At 72.0% G+C, this 18900-nt stretch carries 17 protein-coding genes; 13 read left to right on the top strand and 4 right to left on the bottom strand.

The genetic code is table 11. From position 1 onward, the window contains the following. The first annotated feature begins 273 nt into the window (after positions 1–273). The 12 genes from QUV83_RS09555 (at position 274) to QUV83_RS09500 (ending at position 13403) form a co-directional block, all read left to right on the top strand. On the top strand, positions 274–2148 hold the full coding sequence (locus tag QUV83_RS09555) for an acetolactate synthase large subunit (protein ID WP_289564191.1): 1875 nt from the start codon (positions 274–276) through the stop codon (positions 2146–2148). Next, complete coding sequence (locus tag QUV83_RS09550) at positions 2149–2880, top strand: aspartate/glutamate racemase family protein (protein WP_289564189.1); 732 nt, start codon at positions 2149–2151, stop codon at positions 2878–2880. Further along, on the top strand, positions 2877–3401 hold the full coding sequence (ilvN, locus tag QUV83_RS09545; protein ID WP_227570553.1) for an acetolactate synthase small subunit: 525 nt from the start codon (positions 2877–2879) through the stop codon (positions 3399–3401). Before QUV83_RS09550 ends, ilvN begins: the two co-directional genes overlap by 4 nt. Positions 3402–3460: 59 nt before the next feature. After that, positions 3461–4489 (top strand): ketol-acid reductoisomerase, encoded by a 1029-nt coding sequence (gene ilvC, locus QUV83_RS09540; protein WP_289564186.1) that lies wholly within the window; start codon positions 3461–3463, stop codon positions 4487–4489. A 135-nt stretch (positions 4490–4624) separates the two neighbouring features. After that, on the top strand, positions 4625–5194 hold the full coding sequence (locus QUV83_RS09535) for an ASCH domain-containing protein (RefSeq protein WP_289564184.1): 570 nt from the start codon (positions 4625–4627) through the stop codon (positions 5192–5194). Positions 5195–5203: 9 nt separating this feature from the next. Continuing rightward, positions 5204–6271 (top strand): 3-isopropylmalate dehydrogenase, encoded by a 1068-nt coding sequence (locus tag QUV83_RS09530; RefSeq protein ID WP_289564183.1) that lies wholly within the window; start codon positions 5204–5206, stop codon positions 6269–6271. A 70-nt stretch (positions 6272–6341) separates the two neighbouring features. Next, entirely contained in the window at positions 6342–7448 is a 1107-nt protein-coding gene (locus QUV83_RS09525; RefSeq protein WP_289564182.1) for a branched-chain amino acid aminotransferase, read from the top strand. A gap of 378 nt (positions 7449–7826) precedes the next feature. Next, positions 7827–9458: a citramalate synthase gene (cimA, locus tag QUV83_RS09520; protein WP_289564180.1), complete on the top strand. Its 1632-nt coding sequence runs from the start codon at positions 7827–7829 to the stop codon at positions 9456–9458. Positions 9459–9527: 69 nt separating this feature from the next. After that, positions 9528–10364 carry a hypothetical protein gene (locus QUV83_RS09515; protein ID WP_289564179.1) on the top strand — a complete coding sequence of 279 codons (837 nt, stop codon included), beginning with the start codon at positions 9528–9530 and terminating at the stop codon, positions 10362–10364. 85 nt (positions 10365–10449) lie between these two features. Further along, positions 10450–11526, top strand: coding sequence for a lipoate--protein ligase family protein (locus tag QUV83_RS09510; protein ID WP_289564178.1), 1077 nt, complete (start codon positions 10450–10452; stop codon positions 11524–11526). Between the two features lie 57 nt (positions 11527–11583). Continuing rightward, positions 11584–12882, top strand: a complete 1299-nt coding sequence (locus QUV83_RS09505) for an LCP family protein (protein ID WP_289564176.1) — start codon at positions 11584–11586, stop codon at positions 12880–12882. Between the two features lie 65 nt (positions 12883–12947). After that, positions 12948–13403: an NUDIX domain-containing protein gene (locus tag QUV83_RS09500; protein ID WP_289564174.1), complete on the top strand. Its 456-nt coding sequence runs from the start codon at positions 12948–12950 to the stop codon at positions 13401–13403. A 31-nt stretch (positions 13404–13434) separates the two neighbouring features. On the opposite strand, the gene QUV83_RS09495 is transcribed toward QUV83_RS09500, so the two are convergent. Then, on the bottom strand, positions 13435–14406 hold the full coding sequence (locus QUV83_RS09495; RefSeq protein WP_289564173.1) for a DUF5996 family protein: 972 nt from the start codon (positions 14404–14406) through the stop codon (positions 13435–13437). Positions 14407–14472: 66 nt separating this feature from the next. Then, positions 14473–15222, bottom strand: a complete 750-nt coding sequence (locus tag QUV83_RS09490) for a YggS family pyridoxal phosphate-dependent enzyme (protein ID WP_289564171.1) — start codon at positions 15220–15222, stop codon at positions 14473–14475. Positions 15223–15331: 109 nt separating this feature from the next. On the opposite strand from QUV83_RS09490, the gene QUV83_RS09485 reads away from it, so the two are divergent. Further along, the gene (locus tag QUV83_RS09485; RefSeq protein ID WP_066589393.1) at positions 15332–15730 is read left to right on the top strand and encodes a YccF domain-containing protein; all 399 of its coding nucleotides are present in this window, start codon (positions 15332–15334) and stop codon (positions 15728–15730) included. Between the two features lie 39 nt (positions 15731–15769). On the opposite strand, the gene ybaK is transcribed toward QUV83_RS09485, so the two are convergent. Next, a complete protein-coding gene (ybaK, locus tag QUV83_RS09480) occupies positions 15770–16273 on the bottom strand; it encodes a Cys-tRNA(Pro) deacylase (RefSeq protein ID WP_289564167.1) in 504 nt (167 codons plus the stop codon). Positions 16274–16348: 75 nt separating this feature from the next. Continuing rightward, positions 16349–18895 (bottom strand): DEAD/DEAH box helicase, encoded by a 2547-nt coding sequence (locus tag QUV83_RS09475; protein WP_436231900.1) that lies wholly within the window; start codon positions 18893–18895, stop codon positions 16349–16351. Positions 18896–18900 lie beyond the last annotated feature (5 nt).

Below are 18900 nucleotides of genomic sequence, written 5' to 3'. Positions count from 1 at the left end.
CACGTGCACCACGATGTGAGACGACCGGTGGGGGGCGTGACATTCGCCGGGGGACCGGCGTACAGTCCATTCCGTGCAGACGATCATTGTTGTAGTACTTCCTGGGCGCGCCGGCTGAGGCCACCTTCGTCACAGGTCTCGTCAGCGCGCGCACCCCTCGTCCAGCCCCCTCCGGGCCCGAGGGGTTTTTCTATGCCAGACGCACGTTCCACCGTGCGAGCAGCAGCGATCGACTCAGAGCACCAGCTTCAGCACCGACGCCAGGGAGACACGATGGTCCAGGGCACCCACCCCGCACCGCAGCGCACGACACCCGCCACACCGGCATCGGTGCGCGCGACGGTCGAGCCGCGGCTCGCCAGCGCGCAGCAGCCGGTTCCGCAGGCCTCGGTTGTGCGAGAGCAGGTGACGGGCGCCCAGTCGATCGTCCGCTCCCTCGAGGAGGCCGGCGTCGACGTCGTCTTCGGCATCCCGGGCGGCGCGATCCTGCCGACCTACGACCCGCTGATGGACTCGAAGAAGCTCCGCCACATCCTGGTGCGGCATGAGCAGGGCGCCGGGCACGCGGCGTCGGGCTACGCGCACGCCACCGGCCGGGTCGGGGTCTGCATGGCCACCTCGGGGCCGGGCGCCACGAACCTGGTGACGCCGATCGCCGACGCGAACATGGACTCGATCCCGATGGTGGCCATCACCGGCCAGGTCGGCGCGTCCCTGATCGGCACCGACGCGTTCCAGGAGGCCGACATCGTCGGCATCACGCTGCCGATCACCAAGCACAACTTCCTCGTGACCGACCCCGCGCAGATCCCGCGCGTCATCGCCGAGGCCTTCCACATCGCCTCCACCGGCCGCCCGGGCCCGGTGCTCGTCGACATCGCGAAGTCGGCGATGGTCACGGACACCACGTTCTCCTGGCCGCAGGAGCTCGACCTGCCGGGCTACCACCCGGTCGTCAAGCCGCACGCCAAGCAGATCCGCGAGGCCGCGCGACTGCTCGCCACCGCCCGGCGCCCGGTGCTGTACATCGGCGGCGGCGCGATCCGCTCCGGCGCCTCGGCCGAGCTGCGCCAGCTCGTCGACGCCTCGGGCGCGGCGGCCGTGACCACGCTGATGGCCCGCGGCGCGCTGCCCGACTCGCACCCGCAGCACCTGGGCATGCCCGGCATGCACGGCACCGTCGCCGCGGTCGCCGCACTGCAGAAGGCCGACCTGATCGTCAGCCTGGGCGCGCGGTTCGACGACCGCGTCACCGGCAAGCTGTCGAGCTTCGCGCCCAACGCGACGATCGTGCACGCGGACATCGACCCAGCCGAGATCGGCAAGAACCGGGCCGTGGACGTGCCGATCGTCGGCGACCTGCGCGAGGTCATCGCCGACCTGCTGCCCGAGCTCGCCCGCGAGCACACGCAGCACGGGCGCCCGGACCTGGGCGCCTGGTGGAGCGAGCTCGACAAGCTGCGCGAGACGTTCCCGCTCGGCTACGACGAGCCCAGTGACGGGCACCTCGCCCCGCAGCACGTCATCTCCCGGATCGGGGAGATCTCCGGGCCGGACTCGATCTTCGTGGCGGGCGTGGGCCAGCACCAGATGTGGGCCTCGCAGTTCATCCGCTACGAGCGGCCCAACTCCTGGCTCAACTCCGGCGGCCTGGGCACCATGGGCTTCGCCGTGCCCGCCGCGATGGGCGCGAAGGTGGGGGAGCCCGATCGCACCGTGTGGGCGATCGACGGCGACGGCTGCTTCCAGATGACCAACCAGGAGCTCGCCACCTGCGCGATCAACGACATCCCGATCAAGGTCGCGGTGATCAACAACTCCTCGCTGGGCATGGTGCGCCAGTGGCAGACGCTGTTCTACGAGTCGCGCTACTCGAACACCGACCTGCACACGGGCCACGGCACGCGCCGCATCCCCGACTTCGTCAAGCTGGCCGACGCGTACGGCTGCGTCGGGCTGCGGTGCGAGACCAAGGCGGACGTGGACGCCACGATCAAGCGCGCGATGGAGATCAACGACCAGCCCGTGGTGGTCGACTTCACCGTCTCGCGGGACTCGATGGTGTGGCCGATGGTGCCGTCGGGCGTCAGCAACGACGACATCCTGTACGCGCGGGGCATCACGCCCGCGTGGGACCGGGAGGACTGAGTGCGCCGCATCGGACTGCTCGGCGGCACGTCCTGGCAGTCGTCGGCGCACTATTACGCCCAGCTCAACGAGGGGGTGCAGGCGCGCCTCGGCGGCCTGCACTCGGCCGACCTGGTGCTGCGCTCCGTGGAGTTCGCCGAGATCGAGGCGCTGCAGAGCGCCGGTGACTGGGCGACGCTCGGCGAGCGGTACGAGCAGGAGGCGGCGCAGTTGCGCGCCGCGGGCGCCGAGTTGGTGGGCATCCTGGCGAACACGATGCACCTGCTCCACGACCAGGTCGCGCGCGGCTCCGGCCTGCCGGTGGTGCACGTCGTCGACGTGGTCGCTGACGCGGTGGCCGGCCTCGGCGTCGAGCGCGTGGGCGTGCTCGGCACCCGCTTCACGATGGCCTCGGACCTGTACCCGGCTCGCCTCGCCGCTCGCGGCGTGGCCACGATCATGCCCACCGGGGCGGACGCGGCCGAGGTCGACCGGGTGATCTACGAGGAGCTCGCGCTCGGCCGGGTGCTGGACTCCTCACGCGCGGCGTATGTCGCGATCATCGGGCGGCTGGTCGAGCAGGGCGCGCAGGCCATCGTCCTCGGGTGCACCGAGCTGTCGATGCTCATCTCGCCCGACGACCCCACGCACAGCCCCGTGCCCGTGCTCGACAGCACGGCATTGCACGTCCACGCCCTCCTCGACGCGGCACTCGCGCCGCAGGCCCCGTCCCTGGAAGAAGGTGCAGCATGACCAGGCACACGCTCTCGGTGCTGGTGGAGAACAAGCCGGGTGTGCTCACCCGGGTCGCGGGGCTGTTCGCCCGGCGCTCGTTCAACATCCACTCGCTCGCGGTCGGCCCCACGGAGCGCGAGGAGATCTCGCGGATCACCGTGGTCGTCGACGTCGCCGAGCTGCCGCTCGAGCAGGTGACGAAGCAGCTCAACAAGTTGATCAACGTCATCAAGATCGTCGAGCTCGAGGACAGCGCGTCCGTGCAGCGCGAGCTGCTGCTGGTCAAGGTCCGCGCCGAGGCCGCGCAGCGCACCCACGTGCTCGAGGTCGTCCAGCTCTTCCGCGCGCACGTCGTGGACGTGGTGCCGGACACCGTCACCATCGAGGCGACGGGCGGCCCGGACAAGCTCGCGGCGCTGCTCGCCGCGTTGGAGCCGTTCGGCGTCCGCGAGATCGTGCAGTCTGGCACCGTCGCGATCGGCCGTGGCTCCCGCTCCATCACCGACCGCGCGCTCGAACGGGTCAGCCGGTCCGCCTGACGGCCCCGCACGAGCGACCACAGACGTCCATCACCACCGAATACACAAGGAGAACTACCGTGGCTGAGCTGTTCTACGACGACGACGCCGACCTGTCCATCATCGCCTCCAAGAAGGTCGCGGTCATCGGCTACGGCAGCCAGGGCCACGCGCACGCGCTGAACCTGCGCGACTCGGGCGTCGACGTGCGCGTCGGCCTGCGTGAGGGCTCCGCGTCGCGGGCCAAGGCGGAGAACGAGGGCCTGCGTGTGCTCTCCGTCGTGGACGCGGTGAAGGAGGCCGACGTCGTCGTCATCCTCGCGCCGGACCAGGTGCAGCGTCACGTGTACCGCGACGAGATCGCCCCGAACCTGAACGAGGGCGCCGCGCTCGTCTTCGGGCACGGCTTCAACATCCGCTTCGGCTACATCAAGCCCGAGGCCGGCCACGACATCGTCATGGTCGCCCCCAAGGGCCCCGGCCACCTGGTGCGTCGCGAGTACGTCGACGGCCGTGGCGTGCCGGTGATCGTCGCCGTCGAGCAGGACGCGTCGGGCAGCGCCTGGGAGCTCGCGCTCTCCTACGCGAAGGCGATCGGCGGCCTGCGCGCCGCCGGCATCAAGACGACCTTCACCGAGGAGACCGAGACCGACCTGTTCGGCGAGCAGGCCGTGCTGTGCGGCGGCGCCTCGCAGCTGGTCCAGTACGGCTTCGAGACGCTGACCGAGGCGGGCTACCAGCCCGAGGTCGCGTACTTCGAGGTGCTGCACGAGCTCAAGCTGATCGTCGACCTGATGGTCGAGGGCGGCATCGCCAAGCAGCGCTGGAGCGTCTCCGACACGGCCGAGTACGGCGACTACGTCTCCGGCCCGCGGGTCATCGACCCGAGCGTCAAGGAGAACATGAAGGCCGTCCTCGCGGACATCCAGAACGGCGCGTTCGCGAAGCGCTTCATCGACGACCAGGACGCGGGCGCCCCGGAGTTCACCGCGCTCCGCGCCAAGGGCGAGGCGCACCCGATCGAGGCCACCGGCCGCGACCTGCGCAAGATGTTCGCCTGGGTGAAGCCGTCCGAGAGCGACTACGTCGAGGGCAGCGCCGCGCGCTGACCTGACAAGGCCGACCCGTCCGACGGCCCGGGCCCTGTCTGTGGACAGGCCCGGGCCGTCGGCGTCCCACCCCGGGCTCGTGGCTGCGAGACTCGGGCCCGCGCCACGCACCGCGTCACCGACCTGGAGGCTGAGATGACTGTGACCGACCACCCGCGTGATGACGGCGAGCTGGCCCAGTTCTGGGAGGTCGCCAGGGGTCATGCCGGCATCGACCGGCTGGGCGTGGTGGTGGGCTCCTCGCCGCTGGGCTCCGTCCCTCCGCCCGCGTGGTCGTTCGGCGACTCGCCGCGACTGGCCGACGAGTTGCTGGGGGTGGTCCTGTCGGGCCGGAAGACCGCCACGACCACCGCGCTGTGGGAGTTCGAGGCGGGCTATGAGGAGCGGCCGAGCGTCGGCGACCTGTCGATCCTGCTCGACAGCGCGGGGCGCCCGCGGGCGCTCATCCGCACGACTGCGGTGCGCGTCGTGCCGTTCTGCGACGTGGACGCGGAGTACGCGGCCGCCGAGGGGGAGGACGACCTCTCGCTGGAGTCGTGGCGCCGGGAGCATGAGAAGTACTGGAGGCGGCTCGCGGAGGCGCGCGGCGGGCAGCCGTTCTCGCAGGACCTGCCGCTGCTGCTCGAGGAGTTCGAGGTGCTCTACCAGCAGCCAGCGATTCCGGAGGATGAGATGCAGGTCCCGATGCGTGAGACGGACCGGTAGCCTGCGTCCATGGTCGAGAACAACGCTGCACGGGATGTCCGCCTCGCTGTCGTGGCGGGTGACGGGATTGGCACCGAGGTCGTCGAGCAGGGCCTGCTCGCGCTGGAGACAGCGCTGACCGGCACAGACGTGCGCGTGTCCACCACGGACTTCGACCTCGGCGCCCGGCGCTGGCACGCGACGGGGGAGACCCTCACCGACACCGACCTCGAGGCGATCCGCGCGCACGACGCGATCCTGCTCGGCGCCATCGGCGACCCGACGGTGCCGTCGGGCGTGCTGGAGCGGGGCCTGCTGCTCAAGCTCCGCTTCGCGCTCGACCACTACGTCAACCTGCGCCCCAGCCGCCTGTACCCCGGTGTGGCCTCCCCGCTCGCGAACCCCGGCGACATCGACTTCGTGGTGGTCCGCGAGGGCACCGAGGGCCCCTACGTCGGCAACGGCGGCGCGATCCGCGTCGGCACCCCCGCCGAGGTCGCCAACGAGGTCAGCGTCAACACCGCCTTCGGCGTCGAGCGGGTCGTCCGCGACGCGTTCGCCCGCGCCGCCGCGCGCCCGCGCAAGAAGCTCACGCTGGTGCACAAGCACAACGTGCTGGTGCACGCCGGCCACCTGTGGCGCCGCACGGTGGAGGCCGTCAACGCGGAGTTCCCCGACGTCACCGTCGACTACCTGCACGTCGACGCCGCCACCATCTTCATGGTGACCAACCCGTCGCGCTTCGACGTGATCGTCACCGACAACCTCTTCGGCGACATCATCACCGACCTCGCCGCCGCCATCACCGGCGGGATCGGCCTCGCCGCGTCGGCCAACATCAACCCCGAGCGCACCACGCCCAGCATGTTCGAGCCCGTGCACGGCTCCGCTCCCGACATCGCGGGCCAGGGCAAGGCCGACCCGACCGCCACGGTGCTGTCCGTCGCCATGCTGCTCGACCACCTGGGGCTGCCCGACGCGTCCGCCAAGGTCGAGGCCGCCGTCGCCGCCGACATCGCCGAGCGCGCCAACCTCGACGGCCGAGTACGGTCGACGGCCGAGGTGGGCAAGGACCTCGCCGCGCGCATCGCCGGCTGACCCCCGAGCCTGTCCCCACGGCCGTCCTCACCCGGTAACGTCAGAGCAGTCCCTGGTGAAAGGCCAAACCATGAGCACGACGACCCCCACTTCGCTCTCGAGCTTCGAGATCCGCCCCACTGCCACGCCCACCTCTGACGAGGACCGCGCCGCCGCCCTGGCCGCGCCGCGGTTCGGCACGGTCTTCACCGACCACATGGCGCGGATCTCCTGGTCGGAGGACAAGGGGTGGCATGACCGACGCGTGGAGGCGTACGGCCCGCTGCTGCTGGACCCCGCGACGGCGGTGCTGCACTACGCCCAGGAGATCTTCGAGGGCATGAAGGCGTACCGCCACGCCGACGGCTCGGTGTGGACGTTCCGGCCGTCGGCCAACGCCGAGCGGTTCGCGCGCTCGGCGCGGCGGCTCGCGCTGCCCGAGCTGTCCGAGGAGGACTTCCTCGGCTCCCTCGCGGCGCTCGTCGCCACCGACGCCGCATGGGTGCCCTCGGGCGAGGAGACCAGCCTCTACCTGCGGCCCTTCATGTACGCGTCGGAGGCCTTCCTCGGCGTGCGGCCGTCCCGCGCCGCCGAGTACCTGGTCATCGCGTCCCCCGTGGGCCCGTACTTCGCGAGCGGTGTGAAGCCGGTGTCCATCTGGGTCGCCGAGGACTACCACCGCGCCGGCGCCGGGGGCACCGGGGCCGCCAAGTGCGGGGGCAACTACGCCGCGAGCCTGCTGCCGCAGCAGGAGGCCTATGCGCTGGGCTACGACCAGGTCTGCTTCCTCGACGCCTCGACGAACACGCTGGTCGAGGAGCTCGGCGGCATGAACGTGTTCCTCGTGCACGCCGACGGGAGCGTCTCCACCCCGGAGCTGTCGGGATCGATCCTCGAGGGCGTCACGCGCTCGTCGATCCTGCAGCTCGTGCGGGATGCCGGCCATGAGGTCCGCGAGCGGCCGATCCCGCTCGCGGAGCTCCGCGCCGGGCTCGCGGACGGCTCGGTGGCGGAGGTCTTCGCCTGCGGCACCGCCGCTGTGGTCACACCCATCGGGCGGCTCGGCGGGCAGGGCTTCGACCTCACTGTCGGCGACGGCTCGGCGGGTCCCGTCACGTCGAGCGTGCGCAGCGAGCTCATGGACATCCAGTACGGCCGTGCCGCGGACCGGCACGGCTGGCTGCACCGCCTGCTCTGAGCACGGCGGAACTCGGCGCTCCGGGACGGGCCACGGCATCGCGCTGTGGCCCGTCCGGTGCGTCCGTCTGGTGCGTCCGTCTGGTGCGCCAGGCGAGACCGGCGCGTGTCGGGCCCGCCCAGCGGACGGGTGTGGCAAGATGGCGCGCGTGACACCTCACACGTCGTACCGCCTCATCATCGCGTAGCGCGTCTGCCCACCCGCAGACGCGCCAACCTCCCGCACCCTCGGGGGGTTTTTTTGTTGCCGCGCACCATCCCGCGCGCGGCCGCGACGCACCATCCTGGAGTGACGCACCGTCCCGGGACTGGCGCGCGGCCCTGAGAGCCAGGGGCCGCGGCATGCCGCCACCCGCCACTCGCCTGGAGAGAGACCACCGTGAGCAGCAGCACCACCGGCCCCGGCCTCCCGTTCCACGTCTACGACACGACGCTGCGCGACGGCGCCCAGCAAGAGGGCATGAACCTGTCCGTCGCCGACAAGCTGGCCATCGCGCCGCTGCTCGACGAGCTCGGAGTCGGCTTCATCGAGGGCGGCTGGCCCGGCGCCATCCCCAAGGACACCGAGTTCTTCGCCCGCGCCGCCAAGGAGCTCACCCTGCGCAACGCGGTGCTCGCCGCGTTCGGGTCGACCCGCAAGGCGGGCTCCGAGGCGTGGCAGGACCCGCAGGTGCGCGCGCTCCTCGACTCCGAGGCCCCGGTGGTCACGCTCGTCGCGAAGAGCGACCTGCGCCACGCCGAGCGGGCCTTGCGCACCACCGGCGCGGAGAACCTCGCGATGATCACCGACACCGTCGAGTTCCTGACGCGTGAGGGCCGGCGCGTGGTCATCGACGCCGAGCACTTCTTCGACGGCTACCGCGACGACCCGGCGTACTCGCTGTCCGCGGTGCTGGCCGCGTTCGAGGCCGGCGCGGAGGTCGTCGCGCTGTGCGACACCAATGGCGGCATGCTCCCCGATTGGGTCGGGCAGATCGTCGGCGAGGTCCGCGCCGCCGTCGGGCCCCACGCGATCCTCGGCGTCCACGCGCACAACGACTCCGGCTGCGCGGTGGCCAACTCCCTGGCAGCCGTGGCGGCGGGGTGCACGCATGTGCAGGGCACCGTCAACGGGTACGGAGAGCGCACCGGCAACGCCGACCTGCTCGCCGTCGTCGCGAACCTCGAGCTCAAGGGCGGCCACGAGCTGCTCGCCACCGACGGCGCCGAGTCGGGGGGCCTGCGCGAGATGACCCGCATCGCGCACGCCATCAGCGAGATCACCAACATCGCGCCGTTCGCGCGGCAGCCGTACGTGGGCGCCTCCGCGTTCGCGCACAAGGCCGGCATCCACGCGAGCGCGATCAAGGTCGACCCCGACCTGTACCAGCACATCGACCCCGTGGCCGTCGGCAACGACATGCGCATGCTCATCTCCGACATGGCCGGGCGCGCCACCATCGAGCTCAAGGGCCGAGAGCTGGGCTTCGACCTCGCCGGCCAGGGCGAGCTGCTCACCCGCGTGACTCAACGCGTCAAGGAGGCTGAGGCGAACGGCTACACCTTCGACGCCGCCGACGCGTCCTTCGAGCTGCTGCTCGTCGAGGAGATCGACGGCGCCCGGCCCGGCTACTTCACGGTGGAGAGCTGGCGGGCGATCGTGGAGCGCGCGGGCAGCCGGGGCGTCCCCGCGACCGCCGAGGCGACCGTCAAGCTCCACGCGGGCGGCGAGCGGCACGTGTGCACCGGCGAGGGGAACGGGCCGGTCAACGCGCTCGACCACGCGCTGCGCCAGGCGTTGGTGCGCGTCTACCCGGAGCTCGAGGCGTTCCAGCTCATCGACTTCAAGGTGCGCATCCTCGACGCGATGCACGGCACCGACGCGGTGACCCGGGTGCTCATCGAGACCACCGACGGGCAGACGTCCTGGAGCACCGTGGGCGTGGGCCCCAACATCATCGAGGCGTCGTGGGAGGCGCTGACCGACTCGGCGATCTGGGGGCTGCGGAACCACGGGGTCGCCCCGCGCTAGCGGCTCGGCTCGACCGCTCCCGCCGGGCGTCCTAGGGTCGAAACAGCCCTTCGAGGCAGGGAGCCCACGGTGTCCGCGAACGTCCCCGAGCCACCCGGAACGGCTGCCGGTGACGCCTCGGCGAGGCCACGGCGGCGGGCGCGCTGGTGGTGGGGGGCTGCGGTGGTCACGGCGCTGGTCGTCGGCGTCCTGCTCCTGCGCGTGTGGGGCAATGGCGCCGGCGGCAGCACCCTGCCGAGCCTGGTGGACACCGGGACCGGGCTGCTGACGCCGGGCCCCTCGCCGGTGACGGGCTCCCCGACCTTCGACGCGACCACGTTGGACTCATTGTTCGTCACAGCGCAGACGCTCGAGGAGGCCCTCCCGGGAGCCGCGGACGGCATCGAGGAGGTGGGGCAGGGCGCCGTGCCATGGGGGCTGGCCGCGGGGGAGCAGGTGTCCCCGGAGTCCTGCACTGTCGCCGCGACAGTCGTCATGGGGCCGCCCGCGGCCTTCGACCAGCGCTCCTGGGGCAACGAGCAGGTCGTGTTCGTGCAGCAGGTGACTCTGCTGGAGAGCACCGCCGCCGCCGAGGACGCCTTCCGCACGCTCGTCACAGTGGTGGACGGCTGCCCGGAGTACCGGATCCTGGGGGCCGATGGGGAGGCGCAGGTCATCGCGTCCCCCGCGCTCGAGGACCAGGGGTTCTTCCCCTCCCTCGCCCAAGCCGTCGACGTGACCTCGCCGGGCGCCAGCCCGCAGGCCCAGTTCCACGGACACCTGCTGGTCGGCAACGTCATCGTCACCTGGACGGCGAGCGTGGACGCGGGCGACGACCCGGTGAGGGCGCGGCAGCAGTTGGGCTCCGAGGCCGACCTCGACGCGATGATGCAGGAGCAGGCGCGCGCCGCCGCCGCGCTGCCGTGAGCATCCCGCCGCTGCCCATCGCGCGCGCCGCGGACTCCGAGGGCGGTGGCCCGGGGCCCCCACCTTCGGACCTTAGGCTGAGGGCGTGCATGGTGAGTACAAGGTTCCCGGTGGCAAGCTCGTGGCAGTCGACGTCGAGGTGGACGGAGGCGTCCTGACCAGGGCCTCTGTCAGCGGCGACTTCTTCCTCGAGCCCGACGAGGCGTTGGCCGTGATCGAGCGCGGGCTCATCGGCCAGCCCGACACGACGCGGGCGTCCGAGCTCGCGGCGAGCATCGACGCAGCCCTCGTGGCCGCCGAGGCAGACGGCGAGCTGCCGGGCGGGGCGACGATGGTCGGCTTCGACGCCGAGTCTGTGGCGATCGCCGTCCGACGCGCCCTCGGCCACGCGACCGGCTGGCATGACCACACGTTCGAGCTGATCCACGAGGCGCCGCAGACGGCCGCGTTCAACGCGGCGCTCGACCAGGTGCTCACCGAGGAGCTCGCCGCCGGGCGGCGCGGCCCGACGTTGCGGTTCTGGGAGTGGGTGGAGCCCGCCGTGGTGATCGGCTCGTTCCAGTCGCTGCGCAACGAGGTGGACCCCGAGGGCGCCGCGCGCCACGGCGTGACGGTGGTGCGGCGCATCTCCGGCGGCGGGGCGATGTTCATGGAGGCGGGCAACTGCATCACCTTCGCGCTCGTGGTGCCCGCCTCGCTCGTGGACGGCCTGACGTTCGAGCAGTCCTACGCGTTCCTCAACGACTGGGTGCTGGGCGCCCTCGCCGACGTCGGGGTCAAGGCGACGATCTCGGGGCTCAACGACATCGCCTCACCGGCCGGGAAGCTCGCCGGGTCGGCGCAGAAGCGGCTGGCCGGCGGCGCGGTGCTGCATCACGTGACGATGGCCTACGACATCGACGCGGACAAGATGCTCGAGGTGCTGCGCATCGGCCGGGAGAAGCTCTCTGACAAGGGGACGACGAGCGCCAACAAGCGCGTGGACCCCGTCCGCTCGCAGACCGGGATGCCGCGCGAGCAGGTCATCGAGGCGTTCAAGGAGTCGTTCCGCGCCCGGTACCGGACCGTGGACTCCACGCTGACGCCCCAGGAGCTGGACCGCGCCCGCGCGCTGGTCGACACGAAGTTCGCCGACCCGGAGTGGACCGCCCGCGTGCCCTGACCGGCGGGCGACTGCTGATCTCGGGCGCGAACGGCGAGGGGCGCCTAGCGTGGCGGTGTGAACCGTGACGCGGGGGGCCCAGGCGCCGCGGGCTCGCAGCCCGGCGGAGCCCGGCCCGCGAGGCCGGAGAGGCCTCGACGCGCCTCGACGCCCCGCCACTCCACGACACCCGCCCGCCGCCGATCCCCGTGGTGGACGCTGTGCCTGGTCCTGGCCGCGACCCTCGTGTTCGGCGGCTCCCTCGCCGGCTTCGCCGTGCTGCGACTGCAGGGCAACGTCCGCACCGTCGGCGACCTGGGCGACCTGGTCGCCCGCGATGACGCGACGACCACCGCCCCGCCCGACACCGACGCGTGGGACGGGCGGCCGCTGAACGTCCTGGTGATCGGCTCCGACGACCGCGGCGGGGAGAACGGGGACATCGGCGGGGTGGTGGGGGGCATGCGCTCCGACACCGCGCTGCTGGTGCACGTGTCCGCCGACCGCAGCCGCGTCGAGGTCGTCTCGATCCCCCGTGACTCCGAGGTGCGCATCCCGGCGTGCCACCTCGATCGCGACCCCGACGGCAGCATGTCGGCCGCGACGAAGGACAAGTTCAACGCCGCGTTCTCCACCGGCGGCGCCTCAGGTGACCCCGGGCTGGCCGGCCTGTGCACGGCCGCCACCGTGGCGGAGAACACCGGCATCGACGTCGGCGCCGATTTCGCCATCGTGGACTTCGCGGGCTTCGAGGGGATGGTCGATGCCATCGGCGGGGTGCGGATGTGCGTCCCCGAGGCGATTCGCGACACCCACCGCAACACGGACCTGAACCTGTCGGCCGGGTGGCACGACCTCACCGGCGACGAGGCGTTGGACTACGTGCGGGCCAGGTACGTCACGGGCTCCGACAACTCCGACACCCAACGGATCCCCCGACAGCAGAAGTTCATCGCGGCGCTGGTGCGCAAGGTGACGTCCTCCGACGTGCTGACCAGTCCGCGCAGTGTCGCGGGGTTCCTCGAGGAGGGGACCAGGGCGCTGACGCTCTCCGGGGACCTGGCGTCGGTGCGGAACCTCGCCGGGCTCGGCTGGCGGCTGCGCGGCCTCGACCCGTCCGACGTCACCTTCGTGACGGTGCCGGCCGAGCCGAAGCCGGGCTCGGGCCGGGTGCTGTGGACCGAGGAGGCCGACGTGCTGTGGGCGCGCATCGCGGCGGATGAGCCAGTGGTCGACCCGACGGCCGCGACGCCCGACCAGTCCGCGACGCTCGACCCGTCGGGCGCGCCGAGCACCTCCGCGCCCGCCGACTCGCCTCCCGCCCCGACGCTCACGCCGCGCACCGGACACGACCCGGACGACGCGCTCTGCGGTTGACGCACGTTTGCTACGGTTCGTCATACAAAGGATCCGTGCCGGGGGGGAACCGGGAGGAGCCTGGCATGCCCCACGTCACCAACCCCCAGCGAGGGGTGCGGGTGTCCGCGCACGTCCTCTGCCTTGAGCGCGGGCGCGCGCTGCTGACCCGACGGCGCGGATCGCACGGCCTCGCCTGGACGCTGCCTGGCGGCCCCCTCGACTTCGGTGAGGGGCCCGCGGACGCCGCGCGCCGCGAGGTGCTCCAGTCCACCGGCTTCGTCGTGGAGGTCGGGGCGCTGCTCGGCGTCGACTCCTCGCGCGGATCGGGGACGGCGCCCATTGGGCGGCGCGGGCCGACGGACCTGCACCTGTTGAAGGTCGTCTACGCCGCCCGCGTCATGGGCAACCTCGTGGTCGACGACGTCACGGCCTGGGGCTCGGGCGCCGAGTGGGTGGACCTCGGCTCCCTGATGGACGGCCGGCGGGTCGAGCTGGTCGACACCGCGTTGGCGTGGGCATGGAGCGCGGTCCCGGTCTGAGCCGTCCGCCCTCGGCGAGCGCCGGGGTGAGTCAGAGTCGCGGCTCGTCGGGCCAGGTCGTCTCGAGAGCCTGCCGGTCCCAGTCCGCTAGATCGGCGGCCGCGCGGTACGTGCTGTCGTAGAACGCGAGCAGGGCGGCGGCGGGGTCGGGGGCGTCGCGCACGGCGGCGTACGGCAGCAGGAACTCGCCCGCCGAGTGGTCGTAATGCGCGCCCGCCGGCTCCACCGGCTGATCGGCGTACCCCGGCGGCTCGGGGTAGGAGTAGGCGTAGAACTGGCCCTCCTCGCCGCCTCCCGGCCAGAACCCTGCATTGCTGTTCTGATGCGACTCGGCCTCGGCCATCACCGACGCGGGGACGTTCAGCGGTGTGCCGGTCCAGGTGGGCGCCGGTCGCCCGGAGAAGACCGTGACCACCATGTCGAACCCGCCCCAGAAGAAGTTCACCGGGCTCGCCTTGCCGATGAACGGCGAGCGGAACTCGCTCATGACCTGGTGAGCCGCGACGAGCTGGCGCCAGAACGTCTCCACCGCCCCGGCGTCATACGACGCGTGGTGCTCGTCCTGCGGGTACGGGACCTGGTTCTCCACCTCGTTCGGCACGGTGCTGATGTGCGCGTCGAGCCCGATCCGGGCCAGCGCGGCGAGCGCCTCGTCGTAGAACTGCGCCACCGACTTGGGCGCCAGCGAGACGCTGCTCGAGCGGCCGTCGGTGGAGCGCGCCCGCAGCTCGTGCTCCACGAAGTCGAACTCGATATCCACGAGGTGTGAGCCGTTCGCGAAGGCCGACGTGGACAGTCCGCGAGCCGTCACGTACAGCGGCACCTGCCACCAGTGGTTGAGCATCGGCGACTGCTCCATGCGGACCTTGCCGATGATCTGCGTCCACATGTGCAGGGTGTCGCGGGTGTCCGCCCATGCGTCGGCGCGCAGGGTCGGCCAGGCGTCGGAGGGGGCCGGTGGCGGCGCAGCGCTGTCAGGTGCGGTGCTGTCGGATTGGCTCATGATCCACCGTCAGCCCGGGGGTGGGGGCTGTCAATCGCACTGCTGGCAGGTCAGCGGGTCAGGCCGTTAGGGGGTCGGCCGGGAGCCGAACACGGCGGTGCCGACGCGCACGATCGTGGCGCCCTCCGCGACGGCGAGCTCCAGGTCGCCGCTCATGCCCATCGACAACTCGACGGCGCTCGCCGTGCCAGGAGCCCCGGAGTCGCGCACCTCGTCGCGGATCGCCCGCAGCAGCCGGTACCCGGAGCGCACCCGGTCGGGGTCGGGGGAGTGCGCGCCGACGGTCATGAGCCCGCGGAGCCGGAGCCCGTCGAGCCCCGCCACGTCGAGGGCCGTGCGGACGGCGTCGTCCGGGTGGACGCCGTGCTTGGTGGCCTCCCCGGAGACGTTGACCTGCACCATCACGTCCAGGACGCGGCCAGCCGCCGTGCAGCGGGTGGCGAGCTTCTGCGCGAGCGCCAGGGAGTCGACGCTCTCGACGCAGGACGCGGCGCTCAGCGCCTGGTTGACCTTGTTGGACTGCAGCGGGCCGATCAGGTGCACCTCGGGGGCCAGGTCGAGCAGGTGCGGGGCCTTCGCGACGAGCTCCTGCACCCGGTTCTCGCCGATGAGCACGGGGGAGGCCGCAGAGTCGTCGGCGCGGGCGGCGGCGTCGGCCAGGAGGGCCGCCCGGACGCCCTCGAGCGGGATCGTCTTGGTGGCGAGGAGGAGGCGCACGGAGCCGGGCGCCCGCCCCGCGGCCCGCTCGGCGGCGGCGACCCTGGACCGGACTCCGGCTAGTCGCGAGGCGATGTCCCCAGGGTGCTGCGCGCTCATGCCGAGGACCTTAGCCCGGCGCCCTGGGGCTCTGGCGCCACGGCTCATCGGGGGCGGCTCAGGGTGGTCCCCGATGTCGCCCGCGCCAGCCCAGGAGGACACTGGGGAGATGAAGACGCTGCTCAACCTCATCTGGCTCGTCCTGGCCGGATTCTGGCTCGCGGTGGGATACGTCGTCGCCGGCGTCATCTGCTGCGTGCTCATCGTGACGATCCCCTTCGGCATCGCCTCGTTCCGGATGGCCAACTACGTGCTGTGGCCGTTCGGCCGCACGGTGGTGGACAAGCCGACCGCGGGCGCGATGTCGACCATCGGCAACGTGATCTGGCTCATCGTCGCGGGCTGGTGGCTCGCCCTCGAGCACATCCTCACGGGCATCGCGCAGTGCGTGACGATCATCGGGATCCCGCTGGGCATCGCGAACTTCAAGATGGTGCCGATCTCGCTGATGCCGCTCGGCAAGCAGATCGTCAGCACCGACCGGGCGTTCGCCGGCTACGGCCGCTGAGGCTCGGTCGTCACGGCCGGCGCGTCCTCACAGGCCGGCTCAGTCCTCGCGGCCGATGTCCGCCACCGTGGCTGATGTCAGCCGCACCAGGTCGGCGGGGGAGAGCTCGACGTCCAGGCCCCGGCGCCCGCCGGAGACGAACACCGTGTCGAAGAGCCACACCGTCTCGTCGATGACCGTCGGGTGGGCATGGCGCTGGCCCAGCGGCGAGATGCCGCCCACCACGTAGCCGGTGGCGCGCTCGGCGGCGGCCTTCTCCGCCATGACGGCCTTCTTGCCGCCCACGGCCTGCGCGAGCGCCTTGAGGTCGAGCTTGCCGGTCACCGGCACCACCGCGACGATGAGCACGCCGTCCACTGACGTCATGAGGGTCTTGTAGACCTGCTCGGGCGGCACGCCGAGCACCTGCGCGGCTTCCAGGCCGTAGCCCACGTCGCCGGTGGGGTCGTGCTCATACGGGTGCGCCGTGTGCGCGACGCCGGACTCGGCGAGCGTCACGAGGGCGGGGGTGCCGGACGGGCTGTGCTTGGAGCTCTTGGCCACGAGTCCAGCCTAGGACGGCTCGGGTGACCGGGCGGGCCGGGCAGCGCCCGACGGGCGTCGGGCGCTGCGAGGCGCTTACAGCGGGCCGACGTCCGTGATCCGCAGCACGACCTCCCCGGCGGCGTCCGACGCGGCGAGGTCCACCACGGCGTCGATGCGCCAGTCGTGGTCGCCCTCGGGGTCGTCGAGCATCTGCCGCACCTGCCAGGTCGTGGCGCCCGGGGTGACCTGGAACAGCGCCGGGCCGCGCGCGGCACCGCCGGTGAGGATCTCGTCGTGGTCGTCGTAGTACGGGTCGAGGGCCTGCGCCCACCGCTCGGAGTCCCAGGGGGCGCCGTCGGCGTCGAGGTCCCCGAGCGCCGCCAGGGCGCCGTACTTCTCGCGCGCGGCGAGGTCGACGCGCCGGAACATCGCGCCGCGCACCAGGGCGCGGAAGGCCCGGGGGTTGGCGGTGACGGGCGGCGGGGTGTCGTCGTCCACGCCGCCGGGCGCGTCGGCGCCCTCCTCGTCGAGCGGGTTGCGCAGCCGCTCCCACTCGTCGAGCAGGCTCGAGTCGGTGCGGCGGACCAGCTCGCCGAGCCACTCGACGATCTCGTGGAGCTCCTCGGTGCGGGCGTCGTCGGGCACGGTCTGCCGCAGGGCGCGGTAGGCGTCGGCCAGGTAGCGCAGCAGCACGCCCTCGGTGCGGTCGAGGGAGTACGCGGAGACGTACTCCGCGAACGTCATGGCCTTCTCGTGCATCTCCCGGACCACGGACTTGGGGGAGAGCTCGTGGTCGGCGATCCACGGGTTGGTCTTGCGGTAGGTCATGAACGCCGCGCCGAGCAGCTCGGCGAGCGGGCGCGGGTAGGTGACCTCCTCCAGCAGGGCCATCCGCTCGTCGTACTCGATGCCGTCGGCCTTCATGGCGCCGATGGCCTCGCCGCGCGCCTTGTTCTGCTGGGCGGCGAGCACCTGGCGCGGGTCGTCGAGGGTGGCCTCGATGATCGACACGACGTCGTGCGCGTAGGACGGGTCCTCGCGGTCGAGCAGGTCGAGGGCCGCGAAGGCGAAGGGCGACAGCGGCTGGTTGAGCGCGAAGTTCGCGGGGATGTCGACGGTGAGCCGCACGGTGCGCGGGGTGGGGCGCCGGCCCGAGCCGTCGTCCGGCAGGGCCACGCGCTCGACGACGCCGGCGGTGCGCAGCGACAGGTAGATCGAGATGGCCCGGCGGATGTGCCCGGAGCGGTGCGCCTCGGGCTCATGGTTGTCGGTGAGCAGCCGGGTCATCGCGGCCACGGGGTCGCCCTCGCGCGCGAGCACGTTGAGCACCATCGCGTGGCTCACCGCGAAGCTGGAGGTCAGCGGCTCGGGCGGGGCGTCGCGCAGGCGCTCGAAGGTCTTGTCCGTCCAGTTGACGGCGCCCTCGGGGGCCTTCTTGCGGACGATCTTCTTGATCTTCTTCGGGTCGTCGCCCGCCTTGGCCAGCAGCTTGCGGTTCTCGATGACGTGCTCGGGGGCCATCACGATGACCTCGCCGACCGTGTCGTACCCCGCGCGGCCCGCCCGGCCCGCGATTTGGTGGAACTCCCGCGCCGAGAGGTGTCGCATGCGCACCCCGTCGTACTTGACCAGCGAGGTGAGCACGACGGTGCGGATGGGCACGTTGATCCCGACGCCCAGGGTGTCGGTGCCGCACACCACCTTGAGCAGGCCCTTCTGCGTCAGTCGCTCGACGACCCGGCGGTACTTGGGCAGCATCCCGGCGTGGTGGATGCCGATGCCGTGGCGCAGCAGCCGCGACAGCGTCTTGCCGAAGCCGGGGCCGAACCGGAAGGCGCCCAGCTCGGCGGCGATGGCGTCCTTCTGCTCACGCGTCGCGAGGTTCATCGACAGCAGCGACTGGGCGCGCTCGACGGCCTCCTTCTGCGTGAAGTGCACCACGTACACGGGGGCGCGTTTGGTCTGCACCAGCTCCTCGAGCAGCTCGTGCAGCGGCTCGACGGCGTAGCTGAAGGTGAGCGGCACGGGGCGCTCGGCGTTCGCGATGACGGCGACGTCGCCGCCTGTGCGCCGCGTGATGTCCTCGGCGAAGAACGCGACGTCGCCGAGTGTGGCGGACATCAGCACGAACTGCGCGGAGGTGAGCTCCAGCAGCGGCACCTGCCACGCCCAGCCGCGTTGCGGGTCGGCGTAGAAGTGGAACTCGTCCATCACCACCTGCCCGACGTCCGCGTCGGGCCCCTCGCGCAGCGCGGTGTTGGCCAGGATCTCGGCAGTGCAGCAGATGATCGGCGCCTGCGGGTTCACCGCCGAATCGCCCGTCATCATACCGACGTTCTCGGAGCCGAAGGCCGCGACCAGCGCGAAGAACTTCTCGCTGACCAGCGCCTTGAGCGGGGCGGTGTAGTACGTGCGGCGGCCCTGCGCCAGCGCCACGAAGTGCGCCGCCACGGCCACCAGCGACTTCCCAGAGCCCGTGGGGGTCGAGAGGATCACGTGCGAGCCGGAGACCAGCTCGAGCAGTGCCTCCGCTTGGTGCGGGTACAGGTCCAGGCCCTCGTCCGCCGCCCAGCCCGTGAACGCCTCGTACAGCGCGTCGGGGTCGTGGGGGTCGGCGGGGATCCGCTCGGTGAGGGTCAGACGTG

It is taken from the genome of Cellulomonas cellasea (assembly GCF_030372105.1).
GTDB lineage: Bacteria > Actinomycetota > Actinomycetes > Actinomycetales > Cellulomonadaceae > Cellulomonas_A > Cellulomonas_A cellasea_A.
Note: the sequence above shows the minus strand (reverse complement) of the source record. Positions and strands in the feature narration are given on the sequence as shown.

Bases quoted from the DNA above. Each gene is read 5' to 3' on its own strand.
- QUV83_RS09555 (WP_289564191.1), top strand. From the start codon at position 274: ATGGTCCAGGGCACCCACCCCGCACCGCAGCGCACGACACCCGCCACA.
- QUV83_RS09485 (WP_066589393.1), top strand. From the start codon at position 15,332: ATGAAGACGCTGCTCAACCTCATCTGGCTCGTCCTGGCCGGATTCTGG.
- QUV83_RS09495 (WP_289564173.1), bottom strand. From the start codon at position 14,406: ATGAGCCAATCCGACAGCACCGCACCTGACAGCGCTGCGCCGCCACCG.
- ilvN (WP_227570553.1), top strand. From the start codon at position 2,877: ATGACCAGGCACACGCTCTCGGTGCTGGTGGAGAACAAGCCGGGTGTG.
- QUV83_RS09500 (WP_289564174.1), top strand. From the start codon at position 12,948: ATGCCCCACGTCACCAACCCCCAGCGAGGGGTGCGGGTGTCCGCGCAC.
- QUV83_RS09490 (WP_289564171.1), bottom strand. From the start codon at position 15,222: ATGAGCGCGCAGCACCCTGGGGACATCGCCTCGCGACTAGCCGGAGTC.
- QUV83_RS09530 (WP_289564183.1), top strand. From the start codon at position 5,204: ATGGTCGAGAACAACGCTGCACGGGATGTCCGCCTCGCTGTCGTGGCG.
- QUV83_RS09535 (WP_289564184.1), top strand. From the start codon at position 4,625: ATGACTGTGACCGACCACCCGCGTGATGACGGCGAGCTGGCCCAGTTC.
- QUV83_RS09525 (WP_289564182.1), top strand. From the start codon at position 6,342: ATGAGCACGACGACCCCCACTTCGCTCTCGAGCTTCGAGATCCGCCCC.